The sequence below is a fragment of the Agarivorans sp. DSG3-1 genome, from assembly GCF_046774965.1.
GTDB lineage: Bacteria > Pseudomonadota > Gammaproteobacteria > Enterobacterales > Celerinatantimonadaceae > Agarivorans.
The window spans coordinates 3,329,338-3,350,409 of sequence record NZ_CP177241.1; the positions used below are offsets into that span (position 1 = coordinate 3,329,338).

14 protein-coding genes are annotated in these 21,072 nt (G+C 42.6%); 12 read left to right on the forward strand and 2 right to left on the reverse strand.

Annotated features, from left to right (window positions below; all coding sequences use genetic code 11):
* Nucleotides 1-20 precede the first annotated feature (20 nt).
* The 5 genes from pepN to ACLD71_RS15455 all read left to right on the forward strand — a co-directional run bounded on the left by pepN (nucleotide 21) and on the right by ACLD71_RS15455 (nucleotide 9,576).
* Nucleotides 21-2,645 carry an aminopeptidase N gene (gene pepN, locus ACLD71_RS15435; protein ID WP_411991254.1) on the forward strand — a complete coding sequence of 875 codons (2,625 nt, stop codon included), beginning with the start codon at nucleotides 21-23 and terminating at the stop codon, nucleotides 2,643-2,645.
* Nucleotides 2,646-2,660: 15 nt separating this feature from the next.
* Nucleotides 2,661-2,879 (forward strand): DUF2835 family protein, encoded by a 219-nt coding sequence (locus ACLD71_RS15440; RefSeq protein WP_303553150.1) that lies wholly within the window; start codon nucleotides 2,661-2,663, stop codon nucleotides 2,877-2,879.
* Nucleotides 2,880-3,037: 158 nt separating this feature from the next.
* Entirely contained in the window at nucleotides 3,038-7,867 is a 4,830-nt protein-coding gene (locus ACLD71_RS15445) for an NAD-glutamate dehydrogenase (protein ID WP_411991255.1), read from the forward strand.
* A gap of 57 nt (nucleotides 7,868-7,924) precedes the next feature.
* Nucleotides 7,925-8,935, forward strand: a complete 1,011-nt coding sequence (gene pyrD, locus ACLD71_RS15450) for a quinone-dependent dihydroorotate dehydrogenase (RefSeq protein ID WP_303553152.1) — start codon at nucleotides 7,925-7,927, stop codon at nucleotides 8,933-8,935.
* An 89-nt stretch (nucleotides 8,936-9,024) separates the two neighbouring features.
* Nucleotides 9,025-9,576: a cell division protein ZapC domain-containing protein gene (locus ACLD71_RS15455; protein WP_411991256.1), complete on the forward strand. Its 552-nt coding sequence runs from the start codon at nucleotides 9,025-9,027 to the stop codon at nucleotides 9,574-9,576.
* Here ACLD71_RS15455 and ACLD71_RS15460 read toward each other — a convergent pair whose 3' ends face one another.
* The gene (locus ACLD71_RS15460; RefSeq protein WP_411991257.1) at nucleotides 9,577-10,218 is read right to left on the reverse strand and encodes an arylesterase; all 642 of its coding nucleotides are present in this window, start codon (nucleotides 10,216-10,218) and stop codon (nucleotides 9,577-9,579) included.
* An 18-nt stretch (nucleotides 10,219-10,236) separates the two neighbouring features.
* Here ACLD71_RS15460 and ACLD71_RS15465 point away from each other — a divergent pair, with 18 nt between their 5' ends.
* The 4 genes from ACLD71_RS15465 to ACLD71_RS15480 all read left to right on the forward strand — a co-directional run bounded on the left by ACLD71_RS15465 (nucleotide 10,237) and on the right by ACLD71_RS15480 (nucleotide 16,671).
* Nucleotides 10,237-10,935 (forward strand): ABC transporter ATP-binding protein, encoded by a 699-nt coding sequence (locus tag ACLD71_RS15465; RefSeq protein WP_411991258.1) that lies wholly within the window; start codon nucleotides 10,237-10,239, stop codon nucleotides 10,933-10,935.
* 10 nt (nucleotides 10,936-10,945) lie between these two features.
* Nucleotides 10,946-13,444: an ABC transporter permease gene (locus ACLD71_RS15470; RefSeq protein WP_411991259.1), complete on the forward strand. Its 2,499-nt coding sequence runs from the start codon at nucleotides 10,946-10,948 to the stop codon at nucleotides 13,442-13,444.
* Nucleotides 13,445-13,577: 133 nt separating this feature from the next.
* On the forward strand, nucleotides 13,578-14,564 hold the full coding sequence (gene cysB / locus ACLD71_RS15475; RefSeq protein ID WP_137672936.1) for an HTH-type transcriptional regulator CysB: 987 nt from the start codon (nucleotides 13,578-13,580) through the stop codon (nucleotides 14,562-14,564).
* Between the two features lie 277 nt (nucleotides 14,565-14,841).
* A complete protein-coding gene (locus ACLD71_RS15480; protein ID WP_411991260.1) occupies nucleotides 14,842-16,671 on the forward strand; it encodes a diguanylate cyclase in 1,830 nt (609 codons plus the stop codon).
* A 6-nt stretch (nucleotides 16,672-16,677) separates the two neighbouring features.
* Here ACLD71_RS15480 and ACLD71_RS15485 read toward each other — a convergent pair whose 3' ends face one another.
* Nucleotides 16,678-17,082 (reverse strand): GFA family protein, encoded by a 405-nt coding sequence (locus tag ACLD71_RS15485; RefSeq protein ID WP_411991261.1) that lies wholly within the window; start codon nucleotides 17,080-17,082, stop codon nucleotides 16,678-16,680.
* A 358-nt stretch (nucleotides 17,083-17,440) separates the two neighbouring features.
* Here ACLD71_RS15485 and ACLD71_RS15490 point away from each other — a divergent pair, with 358 nt between their 5' ends.
* The 3 genes from ACLD71_RS15490 to ACLD71_RS15500 are packed head-to-tail and all read left to right on the forward strand — an operon-like array spanning nucleotide 17,441 to nucleotide 21,067.
* Nucleotides 17,441-18,190 carry a hypothetical protein gene (locus ACLD71_RS15490; RefSeq protein WP_137672933.1) on the forward strand — a complete coding sequence of 250 codons (750 nt, stop codon included), beginning with the start codon at nucleotides 17,441-17,443 and terminating at the stop codon, nucleotides 18,188-18,190.
* Nucleotides 18,183-20,030, forward strand: a complete 1,848-nt coding sequence (locus ACLD71_RS15495; protein WP_411991262.1) for an SLC13 family permease — start codon at nucleotides 18,183-18,185, stop codon at nucleotides 20,028-20,030. Before ACLD71_RS15490 ends, ACLD71_RS15495 begins: the two co-directional genes overlap by 8 nt.
* Nucleotides 20,030-21,067, forward strand: a complete 1,038-nt coding sequence (locus tag ACLD71_RS15500; protein ID WP_411991263.1) for a hypothetical protein — start codon at nucleotides 20,030-20,032, stop codon at nucleotides 21,065-21,067. The genes ACLD71_RS15495 and ACLD71_RS15500 overlap by 1 nt, the downstream gene beginning before the upstream one ends.
* The last annotated feature ends 5 nt before the right edge of the window (nucleotides 21,068-21,072 follow it).

Below are 21,072 nucleotides of genomic sequence, written 5' to 3' on the forward strand. Positions count from 1 at the left end.
ATTCTATATAAGGACGTTTCATGGCCGACTCTTCAGCTCAACCTACAGCCAAATTCCGCTCAGACTACCAAGCACCTACTTACACAATCGATAGTGTGGCCTTAGAGTTTGATTTAGAACCTCAATCTACTCGAGTTACTGCGGTGTCATCCGTCGTGCGTAAAGCTGAACACGCTTGTGACTTGATATTAGATGGCGAAAAGCTTGAGTTAGTTAGTTTACGAGTTAATGGTGAGACACACCACGATTATCAAATGAGTGATTCTCAACTGGTCATTCGAAACCTTCCAGAGCAGTTTGAACTAGCCATTGTTACTCAAATTAATCCAGCAGAAAATAAAGCCTTTGAAGGCTTATATCAATCGGGTGATGCGTTTTGTACGCAATGTGAAGCAGAAGGTTTTCGCCGCATTACTTATTTCTTAGATCGTCCCGATGTACTGGCGACGTATTCTACTAAGATTATTGCTGACCAAGCTCAATATCCATTTTTGCTATCCAATGGTAATAAGGTTGACCAAGGCGAATTAGAAAATGGCAAACACTGGGTAAGCTGGCAAGACCCGTTTCCAAAACCTTGTTATTTGTTTGCTTTAGTCGCAGGTGACTTTGATCTACTCGAAGACAGCTTTGTGACTCAGTCTGGTCGAACGATTGCATTAGAATTATTTGTTGATAAGGGCAATCTGAACCGAACCGAGCATGCAATGGCGTCTTTAAAAGCCTCTATGAAATGGGATGAAGAGCGCTTTAATCTTGAATACGACCTAGACATTTACATGATTGTGGCCGTTGATTTTTTCAACATGGGTGCCATGGAGAATAAGGGCTTAAACGTATTTAACTCAAAGTATGTATTGGCCAACAAAGAAAGTGCTACAGATAACGACTTTTTAGGCATTGAAGCCGTGATTGGTCATGAGTATTTTCACAACTGGACGGGTAACCGCATTACTTGTCGAGATTGGTTTCAACTGTCTTTAAAAGAAGGATTAACCGTATTTCGTGATCAAGAGTTTAGCTCTGATTTAGGCTCGCGCGCGGTAAACCGTATTAAGAATGTTCGAGTACTGCGTAGCCACCAATTTGCTGAAGACGCAGGCCCAATGGCGCATCCAATCCGCCCCGATAAAGTGATTGAGATGAACAACTTTTACACCCTTACGGTGTATGAGAAAGGCGCAGAAGTGATTCGTATGTTACATACCTTATTGGGCGAAGAGGGCTTTCAGGCTGGTATGCAAACATATGTAGAACGCCATGATGGCCAAGCAGCCACCTGCGATGACTTTGTTAGCGCAATGCAAGATGCCAGTGGAAAAGATTTAACGGTGTTTAAACGCTGGTATAGCCAATCGGGTACACCGATACTTAATGTTGAAAGTACTTACGATGAAGTAAACAAGCAATTCAGTTTAAGTATTCGCCAACATACTCCTGCAACGGCCGAGCAAACCAACAAACAAGCGCTGCATATTCCGGTATCTATTGAGCTATTGGCTAACAGTGGACAGGCTTTTGCGCTAGAAATTAATGGTTTAGCTGTGTCAGAGGTGCTGGAGTTAACTGAAGATAAGCAAACGTGGTTGTTTGATAACATTAGCGAACAACCTACTTTGGTCATGCTGCAAGAATTCTCTGCGCCGGTTAAGTTAGATCTGTCTTATTCTACCGAGCAGCTATTGCTGATTATTAATCATGCTTCAAATACCTTCGCCCGTTGGGACGGTATGCAAAAATTAGTGACTGGGTGGATGGTTCAAGCGGTGAGCGCTATTCAGCAAGATAAAGCCCTAGAAATTGATCAAGCAATTGTGGCTACGTTCCGCCAGTTACTGGAAGATCAAAATATCGATAAAGGTTTATTGGCAGAGTTGCTAACGATTAGTGGTGAAAATGAAATCGCCGATAGTTTTGAGCGAGTAGATATTGATGCTATCGCTAAGGCGCGTGATTTCTTTATCGATAAATTGGCAGAGCACTTAGCCGAGCAGTTCTTGTTGCTAGAACAACGCTGCGCTGAACAAGACCAACAAAGCTTAGCCCATTCAGATATTGCCTTGCGCTCATTACGCGCGGCTTGTTTACAGTACTTGGCCTATAGCAAACCTAGTCTAGTGGCAGACGCTTATTTTGAAAGCCCATTAATGACCAATAAACTTGCTGCCATGTCTGCTGCAAATAATGCTGCTATCGAACAGCGTGCAGCCATGTTTAACGATTATGAAAAAAACTGGCAGCACGATGGTTTGGTGATGGATAAGTGGTTAGCATTACAAGCGAGCTTTTCAGAGGATGGCGCATTAGAACGGGTTAAGGGTCTAAGCCAACACCCAAGCTTTACCATGGAAAACCCAAATCGAGTTCGTTCCTTAATTGGTAGCTTTGCTAATAACAATGCTCGTCATTTCCATGCTAAAGATGGTTCTGGTTACCGCTACTTAACAGATATTCTGTGTATTCTTAATACTCAAAACCCACAGGTAGCGTCTCGTTTAATCACACCATTAATTCAAACGGTGAAACTTGACGATGAACGCAAAGGACTGATAATTAAGCAATTAGAACGATTAGCTAGCTTGGACGATCTTAGTAAAGATTTATTTGAAAAAGTCACTAATGGTTTACAGCAACTAAAGGCTTAATTAACCAAGTATCCGATGAAGCAGTACATTTTTAATTTACACATTTCTTACTTGGAATTTGAACGGGTCTACAAAGGTAGCGCCCGTTCAGTTATCGCTACCGACCAAACCGGTAAGCGGATCCAAATTCCTGCACTTCGCTTTTTACCTTTTTTAAATTCTGGTGGAGTGAGCGGTCGTTTTGTCTTATCTACCGATAACGAAAATAAATTCCTATCGCTTCAAAAAATCTAGTCAACAATGTTGTAAAAATGTAAAAGCATGGTCTAATTGTTTGTAAGGTTTAGCGTATATCTTATCGATTATTCTCTAAACCGAACTACACTAAAATAAACAATAAGCCGTTGTTTTAAACAATAATAATTTTACTCTACTAGGATAAGGAATGCGTTATGACAAGAGCGCAGCAACACGCCTCCGTACTGCTTAAAAAAGTCTACCAAATTGTTAATCAGAAACTTGATTCAAAGGCTGCGCCATTAGCCGAGGAGTTTCTCTCTCGGCTGTTTTCTGGCATGGGCAGCGACGATCTCGCCAATCGCAGCGACAGCGATTTATATGGGGTAGGGGTGGGCTTATGGAATGCCCTCAATCTTACTCAAACCTGCGACCGTCATATCAATGTTTATAACCCTGAACTAAGCCGCCATGGCTGGCAATCTACTCATACTATTATCGAGATTGTGGTTCCAGATTCCCCTTTTTTGGTGGACTCTATGCGGATGGCGTTAGGGCGTAGTGGCATAAATACCCATCTGCTAATGCATCAGCCAATGCGTTTAGATAGAGATGCGAACAATCAAATCACCTCAGTGCATGATGTGCAGCATGCTGAGTTGGGCAATCAAACCGTATTCATGATTGAGATTGATCGCCAAAGTGACGAAAAAGCGCTGCGTCGTTTAAGCAAAGAATTAAATACCGTATTAGACGAAGTCAATGTAGTGGTAAATGACTGGGCTTTGATGTTAGAAAAGCTGAAAACGGTTAGTAATGAATTGGCTAAGAGTAAAGGTTTAGCGGGTGAAGAATCGTTGAGCCAAAGTACCGCCTTTTTGGCCTGGATGGCAGATAATAATTTCACTTTGATGGGCTACCGCCACTACAGTTTGAAAAAGATAAAAGGTGATTTACAACTGATTCCGGACGAAAGCGGCAGCTTAGGTTTGTACCGAGAATATGTCACCAGTCAAGTGGTGACCCTATCGAGTTACACAAGTGCCGGACGAGATCTCGCCACTAATCAAACGCCCTTGGTGCTTAATAAAAGCAATCACAAGTCACGAGTACATCGTCCCGCCTATATCGACCACGTTGGCGTGAAGATTTTCGATAGTAAAGGCACAGTAATTGGTGAACATCGCTTTATCGGTTTATATGCTTCATCCATTTATAACCGCAGTGCCTTAGAGATCCCGTTAATCAATCAAAAGCTTGCCAGAATTATGGTGAACTCCGATTTGCCGGCCGGCTCCCACGCTTACAAGTCTTTGCTGAATATTATGGAGACTTATCCGCGCGATGAGTTAATTCAAGCCACCGAAGATGAGTTGCTCGATATTGGCTTGGGTGTCGAACAGATTCAAGAACGCGATTTAGTGAAGCTGTTTGTACGCAAAGACATCTATGGTCGTTTCTATTCTTGTTTGGTATACACCACCAAAGAGCGCTACAACACGGCTTTACGTATTCATAGCCAGCAGATTCTAAAGCAACATTTTAAATCTAAAGAAGATGTGGAGTTTTCTACCTATTTCACCGAAGGGTCAATGGCACGAACTCATTACCTTGTGAGAGTAGATAATAATCAGGAGTTCGACTTGAGCGAGTTACAAACCAACCTCATTGAAGCGGCTAGAACTTGGGAAGATAGGCTAGTTGACTCACTGATTTCTAATTTTGGCGAAGAACGCGCGATTCAGTTAAGCAACAAGTACCAAACAGCCTTTCCACGTTCTTATAAAGAAAACGTGCTACCAGGCTCTGCAGTGGCAGACATTATTCAGTTTGAAGACTTAAGTGATGAAAACCAACTCGGTATGTTGTTTTATCGCCCACAGGAAGAAAAGCTCAATACCAACCATGTACGCTTAAAGCTATTTCACTTAAATGAGCCTTTGCACTTATCCGACATTCTCCCGATGTTAGAAAATATGGGGCTTCGCGTTATTGGTGAAACACCTTATCGGCTAACTACTAGCGACGACAAAGTGTATTGGGTACTAGATTTCGCGATGTTGTTTGTTGGTGCACAAGACTTAGATATTGAACAAAATCGAGATAACTTCCAGCATGCCTTAGCCGAGATTTGGTCTGGCCAACTTGAAGATGATGGCTTTAACCGTTTGGTATTAGCTGCACAAGCCTCAGGGAGAGATGTGGCGTTATTGCGCGCTTACGCTAAATATATGCGCCAAATAGGTAGCAATTTTAGTCAAAGTTATATTGAAGAAACCTTTGCTAATTACCCTGATATCTCAATGCTACTCATGGAGTTGTTCCGTCGCCGTTTTAATCCGGGTTTAAAACGTTCAGATAAAACGGAAGAGAAAATAGAAGCCAAGCTAATTAGCTTGTTAGATGGTGTAGAGAACCTTGATGACGATCGAATCATTCGTCGTTATTTGGAAATGATTAAAGCAACGTTACGTACCAATTTTTATCAGCTTAACCAAGAAAAAGGCATTAAAGATTATATCTCATTTAAGATGAATCCAAGCCTGATCTCCGACATGCCACAACCTGTTCCGATGTTTGAAATCTTTGTCTATTCTCCTCGAGTAGAAGGGGTGCACTTACGCGGCGGTAAAGTAGCTCGTGGCGGATTACGTTGGTCTGATCGCCGAGAAGACTTCAGAACTGAAGTGTTGGGTTTAGTTAAAGCACAACAAGTAAAAAATACGGTGATTGTTCCGGTTGGCGCAAAAGGTGGTTTTGTTTGTAAACGCCTACCAAGCGCCAGTGATAGAGACGCGTGGCTAACGGAAGGTAAAGAGTGCTATCGCATCTTTATTCGTGGTTTGCTAGACATTACCGACAACAATGTAAAAGGTGAAATAGTCCCGCCTAAGCAGGTGGTACGCCGAGATGAAGACGACCCTTATTTGGTAGTAGCCGCCGATAAAGGCACGGCAACCTTTTCAGATATTGCTAACCAATTAAGCCACGAGTATCAATTTTGGATGGGAGACGCATTTGCTTCTGGTGGCAGCAATGGCTACGACCACAAAGGCATGGGCATCACCGCTCGTGGTGCTTGGGAATCGGTAAAACGTCACTTTCGAGAAATTGGTGTTGATTGCCAAACCACAGACTTTAGCTGTGTTGCAGTAGGCGATATGGCTGGAGATGTATTTGGTAATGGTATGTTGTTATCTGAACATACTTGTTTAGTGGCTGCATTTAACCATATGCACATTATTATTGATCCAACGCCTGATGCTGCGAGTTCATTTGTAGAGCGTAAACGCTTATTTGAGTTACCTCGCTCATCTTGGCAAGACTACAACACCAGCCTAATTAGCGAAGGCGGTGGCATTTTCTTGCGTAGTGCTAAATCAATTAAGTTGAGCCCACAAATTCAACAACTGCTAGCAACCAAAGAAACTAATGTAACGCCTAACGCGTTAATCAAACTTATTTTGTGTTCACCCGTCGATCTGTTCTGGAATGGCGGTATTGGAACTTATATTAAATCTACCAGCGAATCAGACTCCGATGTGGGAGATCGCGCCAACGACAGCCTACGGATTAATGGTAATCAGTTAGGCGCTAAAATTGTTGGCGAAGGCGGAAACCTTGGAATTACACAGCTGGGTAGAATTGAGATTGCAGCCAATGGCGGACGTATAAACACCGATTTTACTGACAACGTAGGTGGCGTAGATTGCTCTGATAACGAAGTAAATATCAAAATTCTGCTAAATGGTTTAGTCACGAACGGGGATCTTACCGAGAAACAACGTAACAAGTTGTTGGTGGATATGACCGAAAACGTTTCAGAAATAGTGCTCGAAAATGCCTATCGCCAAGGGCAGTCGATTAGTATTACTGAGCAATTAGGGGCCAGCACGGTTAAAGAAATCATTCGCTTTATGCACGCGCTAGAGCGGGATGGTTTACTCAACAGAAGCCTGGAGTTTTTACCTACAGACGAAGAATTAATAGAGCGCCAATCTAATGGTTTAGGGTTAACCCGCCCAGAATTATCTGTGTTGGTGGCTTACGGGAAAATGGTACTCAAAGAGTGGTTCAATGTTGAAGAAGTCACTGAAGATCCATATTTGAGTCAAACCCTAGTTAAATCTTTTCCAGTATTGCTACAAGAGCGCTATGTAGAGCAAATGCATAGCCATCCTTTACGTCACGAAATTGTGGCGACTCGATTGGCAAACAAAGTGGTAGACGACGTTGGTTTTAACTTTGTAACGCGCTTAGTCGAAGAAACTGGTGCTCATCCAGCAGAAATTTGTACTTGTTATGTGATTGCCTGCCAAGTATTTGGTGTGTGGGAGTTGTTTGACAAGATTGAGAGCCTCGATAATAAAGTTAACGCACAGTTGCAGCTTAAGATGATGGATAACATGCGTCGAATTATTCGTCGCGCTACACGTCGTTTCTTAACGCTACGCGATCGTTCGTTAAGTATTGCCCAACAAATAGATCGTTACCGACCTAGTTACTTACAGTTACAGCAAAGCTTAATGGAAGTTCTTGCTCCAGAAGAAGTAAAACTAGTAAACGCCGAATCGAAAGAATTGCAAGACCAACATGTACCTGCGGATATCGCTTGTGCAATGGCTAAAATGAATTCGATTTATTCGGTACTAGATCTTACTGAAGTCGCAGAGCAGGCTGAGCAAGATATTGTAGCGGTAGCTAAGCTTTACTTTAACTTGGGCGCAAACATTGGTTTGCACTGGTTCTTAGCGCAAATTAATCTGCAAAGTGTTGATAATCATTGGCAGGCATTGGCAAGATCCTCGTTTAGAGAAGATCTGGATTGGCAACAACGTCAACTTACCGTGAGTGCACTTAAGTGGGCCGCTAAAATGGAAAGTAGCGATGCGCTAGATGATTGGTTAGCTGCTCATGAAGGTCTGTTAGACCGTTGGAACCACATGTTAGCGGACTTTAAGACCGGCAATACCCATGAGTTTGCTAAATTTTCAGTTTTATTGAGGGAATTGAACCTTTTAAATTTAAACTGCTCCGTAAATTAGTATAAAATACTGCCCCCGAAGCCCTGCATCTTCGGGGGTCTTATACTAGGAGTTTAAATGTATTACCCACTTGCTCGAAAACTAATTTTCCAACTTGATCCAGAACGCGCTCACGATCTTACTATCGAGATGTTTAAACGCACTGGTGGAACACTGTTAGATCGTGTTTATCGCCAACATGTACCTTCTAACCCGGTAGAGTTAATGGGGCTTACATTCCCTAACCCGGTGGGTTTAGCCGCTGGTCTAGATAAAAACGGTGAGTGTATTCAAGCGTTTGACGCAATGGGCTTTGGTTTTGTTGAAGTAGGTACGGTTACACCACGTGCACAGTCGGGTAATGACAAACCGCGTATCTTTAGGGTATTAGAAGCCGACGGTTTAATTAATCGTATGGGCTTTAATAATTTAGGGATCGATAACTTAATAAATAATGTAGAACAAAGTCAGTTCAAAGGGATCCTTGGGATCAATATTGGCAAAAACTTTGATACTCCTGTTGAGAAAGGAAAAGATGATTATTTAATAGGCATGAATAAAGCATTTCCACATGCTTCATACATTGCTGTTAATATATCTAGTCCAAATACTCCTGGTTTACGATCTTTACAATATGGTGAAGCATTAGAAGATCTATTAAAGGATCTGACTGAGCGTAAAGATCAATTAACTCAGCAATATAATAAACACGTTCCTTTATTGATCAAAATTGCACCAGATTTATCTGAAGATGAAATAGAACAGATAAGTGACTCTTTACTCAAATATAAACTTGATGGCGTCATCGCCACCAATACCACCCTTGAGCGCTCTATGATTGAGGGTATGCCGCACGCAGCTGAAGCCGGTGGCTTGAGTGGTCGTCCTTTGCAATTAAAGTCTACCGAAGTGATTCGAAAATTAGATCATTATTTGAAATCTGAGATCCCAATTATCGGGGTAGGTGGAATAGATTCAGCCATGGCTGCAAAAGAAAAAATGGATGCAGGCGCTAAATTAGTTCAGGTTTATAGTGGATTTATTTACAAAGGCCCGGAATTAATTAAACAAATATCGAATGCTGTATAAAAAATAGTAAATATATTTGTTTTTGTTGGGCTCACGTAGTACATTTGTTTATTAAGTGAGCTCAACACGGATAGTTCTGTTTTTAAATAATGTTAATTCAACCTAATAAACAATGGCACTGGGTATTTGATTCTAATAAGGGAGTAATGACTCTTGAGTTAGGACCGAATATGTTGTTTGTGTCTAAGTTGTGTAAAAAGCGTTGTGTTCAACATGCCCAAGAAGACAGCCCATTTACTGCCGAGCACACTCAGCTTTATTATCAATTTCTAGAGCAATTAGAATCCTTTAATTGGTCAGATCCCATCAAAGTTCAAATTTGCCTGAATGCTGTTGCCTCAGCGCAATTTCTAAAGCCTTTAATGCCGCAAAGTTGGTTCTTCAAAAGTATCGCGACTTCTTCGCAAAATCTGCTGGAACTGGGTAGCTTGGCTGTTTTACAAACCGAGCATTCGCAAACGCGTTGTGTAGTGGTTGAGGTTAGCGAGCAAACGTATACGCTAATGGCGATAGAAGCGGGCATGGTGTTAGACGAACGTAAAACACTGAATCAGTTTGAGGCCATTAAGGTGATGCAAGATCGCGTAGCGTCTTTGTCACAACTACTACAAGACCAAAATGGCTTTGCTCAAACGGGCTAACTAGTTGTAAAGCAAATCGAGTAATTGCTGCTGCATTTGCTCGCTAATCATTGGCTGTGCCTGTTGATTCGGGTGAATTCCATCGTTTTGCATCAAATGTGTCTGAGTCGCTATATCTTCAATAAAAAAGGGCAGGTAGGCAACTTGCTGCTGTTCAGCAATTTTTGGGTAAAGTCCTTCAAAGGCTTGGCGGTATCGCTTTCCATAGTTAGGGGGAATACGGATCTGCATTAACGCCACCTGCACATCGTGTTGCTTTGCCAAGTCGATTATTGCGTTTAAGTTGTTTTCAATATTACTGGTTGGGTGACCTTGTAAACCGTCGTTCCCACCTAATTCAATCAGTAACCAATCAATGTTATGTTGTTCCAGTAAGCTAGGAAGGCGTCGTAACCCGCCAGCTGTGGTTTCGCCACTAATACTGGCGTTGATAAGATCTACTGGCTGATTATTCACGTTATAGTATTGTTGACTGAGCGCAACCCAACCTTGGTCGATTGTCATGCCATAACCTGCGCTTAAACTGTCGCCTAATATCAAAATAGATTTTGAATTAGAGAAAGCTTTTGTATTCAATGTAAAAAAGAGTAAAACAAATAGTGCGAACAGCGAAAAACTTTTACTTTTGTGTCTAACCATCATTCTTGAGCACCTACTTTTATGCCAACAACCGAATCAACTTTAGCGCCTAACATAATCATAAACGCCAGCGGACTCAATCATCATGTTGCAACTCATGCCGGAAACCTGAGTTTATTGAACGATATAAACCTGCAAATAAAGCAAGGTGAGTCTTTGGCCATAGTAGGCGCATCTGGTTCGGGGAAAACCACCTTGTTAAGTATTCTGGCAGGCTTAGATAGCGCTAGCCAAGGCAGTGTTAACTTGTGTGGGCAAAACTTGGAATCTTTGGATGAAGAGCAAAGAGCCGGTTTAAGACGTGAAAACGTAGGCTTTATTTTCCAACAGTTTTTATTGGTCCCTGCTTTATCGGCGCTTGAGAACGTTATGTTACCTGCTGAGCTTAAGGGGGTAGCTAACGCTAGGCAATTGGCAGAACAGTGGTTAGAAAAAGTAGGCTTGGCAGAAAGACACGACCATTATCCAAATCAACTCTCTGGTGGTGAGCAGCAAAGGGTAGCAATTGCTCGCGCATTTATCAGCCAACCAAAAGTGTTGTTTGCCGATGAACCATCCGCAAATCTCGATAACAGTAATGGTCAAATTATTGAAGATTTGTTGTTTGAACTAAATCAGCAGTCAGGCACAACGCTTGTACTCGTGACTCACGAGCTTAAGCTAGCAGAACGTTGTGCAAGGCAAATTACTTTGCAAGCCGGCAGAATTATCAAGCAATAAGGAACAAACCATGAAAAGTTTGATATGGCGTTTGTTTCGAGCTGAATTACGCCGAGGCGAGTTAACCATTGTTGCCGCAGCCATTGTATTGGCTGTGAGTTCTGTATGGCTGTTCACCAGTATTACCGACCGCATGGAACAGGCTATTTTTAATAAAAGTGGCGACTTTATTGCCGCAGATAGAGTGGTGCGTAGTGCTCATCCGGTAGATTTACCCTTAGCTGATCAAGCGGGTGACCTCGAGCTCGACTACGCCGAGCAACTGCTGTTTCCGTCAATGGTTTATGGTAACCAAAACCTAGTACTTGCCAGCGTAAAAGCGGTGTCAGAGCAATATCCCTTAAAAGGTAGCTTACGCATTAGCTCTGACGTGGCTGGTAGTGATGCCGCACAAAAACAGGGCATTGCGATTGGAGAGGCTTGGCTGGCTGAACGATTATTTTATCAACTTAAGGTTGATGTCGGTGATGCCATAGAAATCGGTGAGGCTGAGTTTATTATTAGCGGGCGAATCGTTAATGAACCGGATGCGCCGTTTAGTGTGTTTATGACAGCACCGCGAGTCATTATTAATATTAATGATGTAGCCAAAACGGAAGTAGTACAACCTGGTAGCCGTTTAGCGTATCGCTATATGTTTGCTGGAGAAAAGACCAATTTAGCTGAATTTGAAAACTGGGTGAAACCACTGTTAGCCGACAATCAACGTTTAGTTAATGTTAGCAGTGGTGATTCGCCCTTGGCTGGTGCTTTGCAGAAGGCGCAGCAATTTTTATTATTGGCTGGCCTTATTGGCATTTTATTGGCCAGTGCAGCTATTGCTGTTGCTAGCCGTTTATATTGCCAGCGACATTACGACACGGTCGCAATGTTTAAAGTATTAGGCGCTAGCAAGCCGCAAATTAGGGCCATTTATTTAGGGCATTTGTTTGCGGTTATCGTGGCCTCTATTGTGATTGGCGTTGGGGTGGCGTTTATCGTTCAATGGCCAGTGGCAAATTACGTAGAAAGTTTGCTGAATATAACACTTCCTAGTGCCGGTGCTGCGCCTTACTTAATGGCGATAGGCAGCGGACTAATATGCGGGATTGCCTTTACTCTTCCTACACTTATTCAACTCTTCGATATCGCACCTATGCGAGTGATTCGTCGCGACAGCGATGATGGAGTGGTAAACCCACTGTGGGTTGGGATTTGGATGCTGTTAAGTGTATTTGTATTGCTGCTGCTTTACAGCGGTTCGCTAATGTTGAGCTTAATACTGCTAGGTGTTGGTATCGCAGCAGTGGCTTTGTTGCTGGTTATTAGCCAGTTACTGTTGTGGTTTGGTAAAAAACGCGCCGCTAGCCTGCGTAACTTGAGCCTTAAAATTGCAGTTTCATCACTGTATAAACGTGCCAAACAAAATCGAGTGCAACTGATTGGCTTTACGGTGGCGATTAAACTGGCCTTGGTGGTTTGGGTTATTCAACAAGATTTGATTAGTGAATGGCAACAACAGTTGCCTGAGGGTGCGCCCAATCACTTTATGTACAATATTAGCGAGCCTCAGAAACCGTTAATCAACGCGCGCTTTGAAAACGAGAATGTAGAACTTACTGAAATGTTCCCTATGCTACGTGGCCGATTAGTCTCTATTAACGACGAAGCGGTAAGCCAACAGCGCGAGGGTGAATACTCGGAAAAAAATTCATCACGTAGGCGTGGTGCTGGGCGAGAGCTTAATTTGAGTAGCGTGGCTAACTTGCCTTATCGGAATGCGCTATTAGAAGGAGAATGGCTAAACGCGAGCAGTGTAAATGAAGCCTCGGTAGAACAAGATTTTGCTCAGCGCCTCAATATTACTGTTGGCGATAAACTTGGCTTTATGGTGGGTGCGAGCGAGATAGTGGTAAATGTGACCAGTGTCCGCAGCGTTGATTGGAATACAATGCAACCCAACTTTTATGTGCTGCTTAGCCAAGACATTTTAAAAGATTTTCCCACTGGCTATTTAACCTCCTTTAATTTACCTGAAAACAAAAGTGCCTGGATGGCTGAAACCATGGCCAGTTTTCCTACCTTGGTTCTTATTAATGTAAAAGCCCTGATTACACAGTTGTCGCAAGTTGTCGATCAAGTGGCATTGGCACTGCGTTTGGTATTAGTGGTGGTGTTGCTAGCTAGTAGTTTAGTGCTGTATGCGCAGGTGCAAAGTTCATTAGAAGAGCGCAGGCAACAGACTGTGATATTGCGTACCTTGGGGGCCAGCGCTAAGTTACTACGCAATGCTGTTATTTATGAATTTGTTATTCTAGGGTTCTTAGCGGGTTTTATTGCCGCGAGCGCAGCACAGACTATCTTACTACTATTGCAAGTGATGGTATTTGATATTGGTACGTCGATTAACTGGGGATTATGGTTATTAGGCCCAGTGATTGGCACCTTGTTAGTCTCGGTGATGGGAGCAGGGGCCACCTTACGTTTACTAAAACAGAATTCAGCACAATTAGTGAGAAATTTGAACTAATTAACGACTGACAAATATGTAGTGGAAAGACATTTCATTCTCTGGTTGTTTGATTATATACTTATAAAAAAATGTAATAAGAAACCCACTAACGGGCAGTTAGTTGGAGTTTCGCGCCAGAGAATTTAACTACATGAAATTGCAGCAGTTACGTTATATCGTAGAAGTCGTTAACAATAACCTTAATGTGTCGGCGACTGCGGAAAGCTTGTATACCTCCCAGCCGGGCATCAGTAAGCAGATACGCTTATTAGAAGATGAGCTTGGTGTTCAAATTTTTAAACGTAGCGGCAAACACCTCAGCCAAGTGACTCCTGCGGGTAAGGAAATTATCCGCATTAGTAACGAGATCATGGCTAAGGTGGAGAGCATTAAGGCAGTGGCTAACCAGCATACTCACCCTGATCAAGGCTCCTTGAATATATCAACCACTCATACTCAAGCACGTTATGCATTGCCTGAAGTGATTCAAGGCTTTATTCATCGTTACCCTAATGTGTCCTTGAATATGCATCAAGGAACGCCGAATCAAATTAACGAAGCGGTTGCCAAGGGAAGTGCTGACTTTGCTATTGCAACTGAAGCACTGCACATTTTCTCTGATTTAGTGATGTTGCCCTGCTATCACTGGAATCGCAGTATTCTGGTGCCTAAAGAGCACGAGTTAGCTAAAAAACACCTTAACGGAGAAGTTGTTACCGTTAACGATTTGGCTAAACACTCGATTGTTACTTACATCTTCGGCTTTACAGGTCGCTCTGATCTCGATGATGCCTTTGGCCGAGCAGGTAAAGTACCTAAAATTGTATTTACTGCTACCGATGCAGATGTAATAAAAACTTATGTGCGTATGGGGATTGGTGTGGGCGTACTAGCCAGTATGGCCATTGATAAGCAACATGACCAAGATTTAGTGGCGATTGACGCGAGCCATTTATTTAGAGCCAGCACAACAAAGATTTGTTTTAGAAAAGGCACGTTCTTGCGTACTTACATGTACGACTTTATTGAACGATTTGCTCCACACTTAACTAGAGATATTGTAGATAAAGCTGTGCAAGCTAAGTCGCTGGATGAAGTAGAGGCGTTGTTTACTAATATTGATTTACCTGTGATGTAAATCTACCGCTTAAAATAAAAAAGCAGCCTAATGGCTGCTTTTTTATTGGCTTGTCTATACTACGGGAGCAGTCAATAAAATGTAGTTTAGGCATCGTTGCCGAGGCCTTAATTTTCGTGATGACAAATCGCTAATTAGAGCCCGCCCCGTAGACTTCTTTAACGTTTGTCTTTAAGCTTCTTGGATAGTGGTTAATGTTTTGTTACAGGGCTGTACGAACATTAGAAATAGAGCTACTTCACTCAACGCAGGGAAAGCGTATTTACGCAACATCATCATGACAATTAACTCTTTACGCAGCTTAAGTCAGCAGGTGCTGACCGTTTTCGTTCTACTATTCTGCGGGTTAGTTGCAACTAAAACATATGCTGAGTCTTTAACGGCCTTACATGTAAATGGCTTAGAAGATGGCAGCCGTTTAGGGCAGTACTTTCATGTGTGGCATGATGAAAGTGGTAGCGCTGATTTAGCCGATGCCATTGCCGCTTTTCGTTTACATAAATTCTCCCCGCTAAAAAGCAAAGGTTCTACGGGTTTACAGGCCGGCGCGTTTTGGAGCGTTTTCTACCTACATAATGATAGTGATAAACCTATTACTCTCAATCTAGAGTATGTAGACCATCAGCTGATTTATTTAAGTGCTTATCAGCGTAATACAAGCGCACCAAGCTTTCTTGAGATAGCAGATCTCGCCCTTAGCAATCCCTTTTCAGAGCGCTTAGTCAGTCACCAACGTTTTGTTGTGCCGGTAGAGCTAGGAGCGGGAGAGACTTATCAATTCTATTTTCGATTTGGCTCAGACGAGAAGGGCTTTGTATTCCCAGACCTAAGGCTCAGGCAGCCAGACAAAATGCACTATGTGCAAAGCATTGAACTGGGAAGTATCGCCTTTTTAGTCGGTGGATTAGCACTGATGGCAATTATTTCTTTAGTTACTGGTGTAGCCACAAACGACAAAACTTATTATGCCTATTTCGTTTATGCTGGGACTAAGTTAGCCACCTGGCCAACCATTCTTGGCTTTAGTCATATGTTCTTTGTACGAGAAGATTTTCACTGGAGTTACATGTCTCTCACGGGAGCTATGTCTATTATGACAGGGGTTATCTTTGCTCGAATTTTTCTCCAGACTAAAGTTAATACGCCGCGTTTAGACTACGTTCTCAAGTTTATGATTCTAAATGCAGGTTTATTGGCATTAGCCGCGTTAACCAGAGAAACCGTGTTCTCGGTAGTGCTTATTACTATCGCCTTACTGCTTTACCCTGTGTTAGCCATTGCCAGTCTTATTCGTTGGTATCAAGGGTCTAAAGAGTCCGCTGTATACACCTTAGGCTGGACAGTGTTGATTATTGGTCTATTTAGCCAAGCCTTGCGTGACCTAGGCTTAGTTGAACATACTTTTGTTACTTATTATTGGCCCGTAGTGGCGTCTTACAGTGAAATGATGGTGATCATGGTTGCCATGGGGATCCACTTGTTCAGATTACGACGCTTAAAAGAACAAGCGGAGTTACGTTACCGCAGCCAATTAGAGCGCGCTAAGCAAGAGTTAGAAATATTGGTGTCTGAGCGCACTCACGCTTTAGAAGTGGCTAAATCAGAAGCCGAGAAAGAAGCGCGTACCGATCCGCTTACTGGAATCAATAACCGACGCAGCTTTATGGCTAAATCAGAAGCTATGTTCGACAGTTGCCGAAATCGCTCGCACCCCATGTCTATGCTGATGTTCGATATCGATCATTTTAAAAAGATTAATGATAATCATGGGCATGCTGTTGGTGATCAAGCGCTCAAGCTGTTTGCGACCACTATTGAAAGTGAAATTCGAGACGGTGACGTGTTAGGCCGCTTGGGTGGGGAAGAGTTTGGACTTGCCTTGTACTCTGATAAAGATACGGCTATTCATACCGCCGAACGTTTACGTAGCGCGGTAGAAAGGATTTACCTAAACACTGGCGTCGTACAGGTACGATTTACTACCAGTATTGGTGTTGCCTTGATGGAAGCCGAAGAAAGCATAGAGCAATTGATGAGTCATGCTGACCAAGCTCTGTATAAAGCAAAAGAAAGTGGCCGAAACAAAGCTGTAGTATCGGCCGCCTAAAGCGGTTTATTCAGGAAATCCAGAATACTGTTTAATGCCCCTTATGTTTTTGTACCAGCTCGCTTTTTCTTTTACAAAAATATGGTCTTGAGGCGCTAAGCTTGGGCTGCTATCTAATGATCCAGCCGGAACAATTACCCAGCGTTTACTCGACGACAGATAGGGAACAGGGCTGCCGCAGTGTTTACAAAAAGCATTGGAAATATTCCTACCAGGAACATCATATTGGTTTATTTGCTGCTTTCCACTTAACCAAGTAAAGCGGCTCGGTGCTAAAAACAAGTTGGATACGTGGGCACCACCGGAGATCTTTTTGCATTGGTCACAATGGCAAAGATGAAACTGCTCGAAGTTATCCTCTGCTTCAAATCTTACCGCTTCACACAAACAAGTGCCTCTTAATACCTTCATTTGGTTTATCTCCGTAAGTATTTCGTGATGAATTGTACTAAATGCCGTTCAATCTCTTATGCCTTGATGGTATATCAAAAATATTAATAAATGATAAAAATATCTTACAGAGGTCTTTTTACATTAAATTCGTCCATATCTTGATACACGCATTTAACATTTAAATTGCGTTAAAGCAGAAATTTACTCGTCTTTATGGTAATTCTATTAGTAATAGCGATTGCAATTAAGTAACTCGCCTTTCGTTACATATTAATAACAAATACAAAATTCCATTTATGGTAACAATTAGCTAGTGCATTTTGGTTATATGCACGCAGTGGCAATGGAACTGCCAAGATAGATTTAGGGACAAATCGTGAAACCATTAACAACCTCCGCAATGAGCTTGCTATTAAGCCTCTGTGCGTTAGTTGGCTGTAGCCAACATTTAACGAACCTAGACAGCAACTACCAAGACGCAGTTGTTCAAGCTGCATTTCCAAGTAACCAAGATGTGAGTCACAACTTGTTCGCTCTCAACCAACAAAATGAGTCGCTGCAATGGAACGAACAAGGCGACAAAGTGTTGGTAGTGACTTGGAAAAACCAACAAGCGATTGACCAGTTCATCTTACCTAACACCCACAGTTCAGAAAACCCAGACTATCCAATTTGGGTAAGCTTGGCGCCGCAGTTACGTCAGTTTTGCCAATACTACGTTAAACAACATCCTGGTTTAGAGCAGGAACAATTAGCCTTGCGCTTAAAGCAATATCTAGGCCTTGACCCCAATTGGCATTACGACGCTATAGTGAGCCTGTATGTTAAGCCTGACGATCTATTTCGCCCTTGTGTTGACCCAGAAACTAACGATAGCAGTTGCCAATTAGAGGCAAGCAACATTACTGGCTCGGTAAAGGGGATAGATAACTACGCCAATTATTACCAGCAGTTATATTTCAAAAGTTTTCGAGCTACGGCAGGCGTTCCTTGGACTGGCTTAGGTTACACCTTTGATTGGGGGAACCCTGCGTCTAGACAAGGCGCAAGTGAATACATTTTGGTTCCCGGTGCAGAGTATCAAGTACATGCCGTCACCTCTACGAAGCAATATTGCCATGAGTGATTCAGCGCAGTTACAAGCATTGGGGGATTTTCTTAAGGCAACGCCGGCCTTTGCTGGGTGTGATAAAGAAGATCTAGCACGGTTATTAGCAAATATAAGTATCGAGAAACTAGCTGCTGGCGAGCGTCTTTGTCATACCGGTGATACTGCAGATAAGCTTTATTATTTACTAGAGGGGGAGCTAGAAACTACTAATAAAGACCAAGTTAAAGGGCCCATTAGTGGTTTTTTCGGTGAGGAGTCAGCACTCGGTATGCGCAGCTACATTTACGATATTGAAGTTGTAGATTGCGCCGAGGTAGTTGTGCTCCCACTAGAAACAATAAAAACTCTGGTTAGGTATTCAAGCTTCAAGCAAAGTTTGCTGGATAGTTTTCACGCACGTTTAGCTGGGCAAACCCATGTAGAAGTAGATTTATCTAAACAGCCAGAAGTAGAGATTGGATACCGATTACTGATTGGTTGGCTGTTTGCTTTAATTACCCCAGTTATGATTTACATGGGCCTGCAATATAGCGACGAAGGCCTGCATCAAGATGCCATCTATTTTGCTTCCATTCTGGGCATATGTTCGATCATGTGGATTTTTCGTTTACTCCCCGATTATGTGCCGGGTTTATTTGCGGTGTTAAGTGCAGTGTTGTTGGGGATTACCAGTAGCGAATCGGCATTTTCAGGATTCTCTAGCAATAGCTTTTTTATGGCTTTAAGTATTTTGGGATTAAGTGCGGTGATACGTTCTTCAGGCTTAAGTTATCGCATGTTATTGCATTTACTGTTAATTGGGCCAGCCTCAAAGATTTGGTATAACCTTAGCTTTTTTAGTGTCGGAGCGTTACTTACCCCAGTTGTACCAACGGTTAATGGCCGAGTGACTATTGTTGCACCTTTCTTAAAAGACTTGCTCAGTGGCGCTTCAAAAGAAGCTCGCGAACAAGAAGGGCCGCGTTTAAAAGCCAGCTTGCTGTTTGGCGCGAGCTTACTGTCGCCTATTTTCGTGAGCAGCAAATCGGTTAACTTTATTGTGCTAGGTATGCTGCCTCAGCAAGTTCAGCAATACTTTCAATGGTTAGACTGGTTAATTGCCGCTGTGGTTTGTGGTTTAGTTTTGTTGTTACTTTATGTCATCGCGCTGTGTTGGATTTATCGCAATAATCAAAACTTAACAATCCCTAAATCGATAAGTGATCAGCAGCTAAAAACTCTAGGCCCGTTAAATCCCGCTGAATGGTCATCTATTCTTGGCCTAATTGTGCTTATTGCCAGTTTATTGTTTGCCAATACTCACCGTATAGAGGTGGCATGGGTTGCGTTGGCGATCTTGTTTTACTTGATGATGTTTGGCTTTCTAAATCCTAATCAATTTAGGCAAAAGATTGATTGGAGCTTTCTAGTTTTTCTCGGTTCTTTAATCGGTATGGTCGATATTATTCACCAAGTTGAACTAGACGTATGGCTGACCGGAAAAATTTATTGGTTAGCAGCTTATATGCAAGAAAGCTTGGCCTTATTTGTGGTCATGTTAGCGCTAATCGTGAGCTTAGTGAGGCTGGTATTACCGATTAACGCCACCGTGGTCATCTTAGCGACCTTGCTTATCCCTGCATCGATTGAAGTTGGCGTAAATCCCTGGGTGATAGGGTTCTTAGTGCTGTTTCTTTCAGAAAGCTTTTTTTGGCCGTTTCAAGCGTCTTATTACATGCAGTTCCTCAGTTTAACCACTGGGGTGGTTAGCAACGACGAAGCCAAACTCATGAAGATGAATATTGCGATCTACTTATTTAAGTTAATTGCGGTGTACGCCAGTATTCCTTATTGGCAAAGCATGGGCCTTATTTAATGAAAAAAATCTTATTAAGTATAGTGATGTTAAGCTTTTTGGTGGCCACCATTACCATCACATTAGTTGTGGGGGCATCTCGCCCTCGGATTTTAATTTTACATAGCTACGATACCGACTACTCGTGGACTCGCACGGTTAATCAAGGCATTAAACGGGTGAAAACCGCGCATCTTAATGTGGATATTCGTTACCACTACATGAACACTAAAAATCAATCTAGTGAAGCGGCTAAACGCCGAGCTGCAGTGGTAGCCCATAGAGTTGTAGATTCTTATCTTCCCGATGTATTGATTGTTATTGACGATGACGCCCAGCGTTTAGTGGCGGTCGATTATTTAGACCGCCCTGAGTTACAGATTGTATTTGCCGGTGTAAATGCCGAACTAGAAACTTACGGTTACCAAAATGCCAATAATGTAACGGGGATTTTGGAACGAAAATCAGTGTTGGCGATTAAAGAAGTATTGCGCTTGTTGGTGGAAGCTCAGCCTACACCCGGAAAGTTACATGGAAAGGTCATCTATTTATCTGATAAGTCTTCTTCTGCGAAACATGACGCGGATTACCTTGCCAAACAACAATGGGATCCCATTCTTTACCAAGGCCATTTAGCGGTGAGTAGCTTTGAGGAATGGAAGCAAACCGTGCTGTCTTTGGCTGGGCGTTACCAGTTTTTACTGGTTGGTGGCTACCGTAAATTGGTAGGCGGCGAGGGTGGAGAGTTTGTATCTGCCAAAGATGTCGCACAATGGACCGAACAACATTCGCCTTTACCAATAATTGGCATTAATGCCTTTAATTCAGAAGACGGCATGATGCTGTCTATTGGCGCTTCTCCTTTTGAGCAAGGAGAAGTCGCGTTTACTCGCGCGATGCAGTTGGTGGATAAACCCTCTAATTTGGCGCAAATGCCAGTAACAGTGTCTAAGCAATACATTGTCGCGCTGCGCCGCGAGGCATTGCTTAAACGTGAAATCCAAGTGCCTAAAGTATTAGAGGCATTTGCTCGTGCTACCGATAATTATTTTGAATAAAAATA

What these genes read in the sequence shown, in the direction of transcription:
- pyrD (WP_303553152.1), top strand. Translation starts at nt 7,925, where the DNA reads ATGTATTACCCACTTGCTCGAAAACTAATTTTCCAACTTGATCCAGAA.
- ACLD71_RS15470 (WP_411991259.1), top strand. Translation starts at nt 10,946, where the DNA reads ATGAAAAGTTTGATATGGCGTTTGTTTCGAGCTGAATTACGCCGAGGC.
- ACLD71_RS15455 (WP_411991256.1), top strand. Translation starts at nt 9,025, where the DNA reads ATGTTAATTCAACCTAATAAACAATGGCACTGGGTATTTGATTCTAAT.
- ACLD71_RS15480 (WP_411991260.1), top strand. Translation starts at nt 14,842, where the DNA reads ATGACAATTAACTCTTTACGCAGCTTAAGTCAGCAGGTGCTGACCGTT.
- ACLD71_RS15465 (WP_411991258.1), top strand. Translation starts at nt 10,237, where the DNA reads ATGCCAACAACCGAATCAACTTTAGCGCCTAACATAATCATAAACGCC.
- ACLD71_RS15460 (WP_411991257.1), bottom strand. Translation starts at nt 10,218, where the DNA reads ATGATGGTTAGACACAAAAGTAAAAGTTTTTCGCTGTTCGCACTATTT.
- ACLD71_RS15500 (WP_411991263.1), top strand. Translation starts at nt 20,030, where the DNA reads ATGAAAAAAATCTTATTAAGTATAGTGATGTTAAGCTTTTTGGTGGCC.
- pepN (WP_411991254.1), top strand. Translation starts at nt 21, where the DNA reads ATGGCCGACTCTTCAGCTCAACCTACAGCCAAATTCCGCTCAGACTAC.
- ACLD71_RS15445 (WP_411991255.1), top strand. Translation starts at nt 3,038, where the DNA reads ATGACAAGAGCGCAGCAACACGCCTCCGTACTGCTTAAAAAAGTCTAC.
- ACLD71_RS15495 (WP_411991262.1), top strand. Translation starts at nt 18,183, where the DNA reads ATGAGTGATTCAGCGCAGTTACAAGCATTGGGGGATTTTCTTAAGGCA.
- ACLD71_RS15485 (WP_411991261.1), bottom strand. Translation starts at nt 17,082, where the DNA reads ATGAAGGTATTAAGAGGCACTTGTTTGTGTGAAGCGGTAAGATTTGAA.
- cysB (WP_137672936.1), top strand. Translation starts at nt 13,578, where the DNA reads ATGAAATTGCAGCAGTTACGTTATATCGTAGAAGTCGTTAACAATAAC.
- ACLD71_RS15440 (WP_303553150.1), top strand. Translation starts at nt 2,661, where the DNA reads ATGAAGCAGTACATTTTTAATTTACACATTTCTTACTTGGAATTTGAA.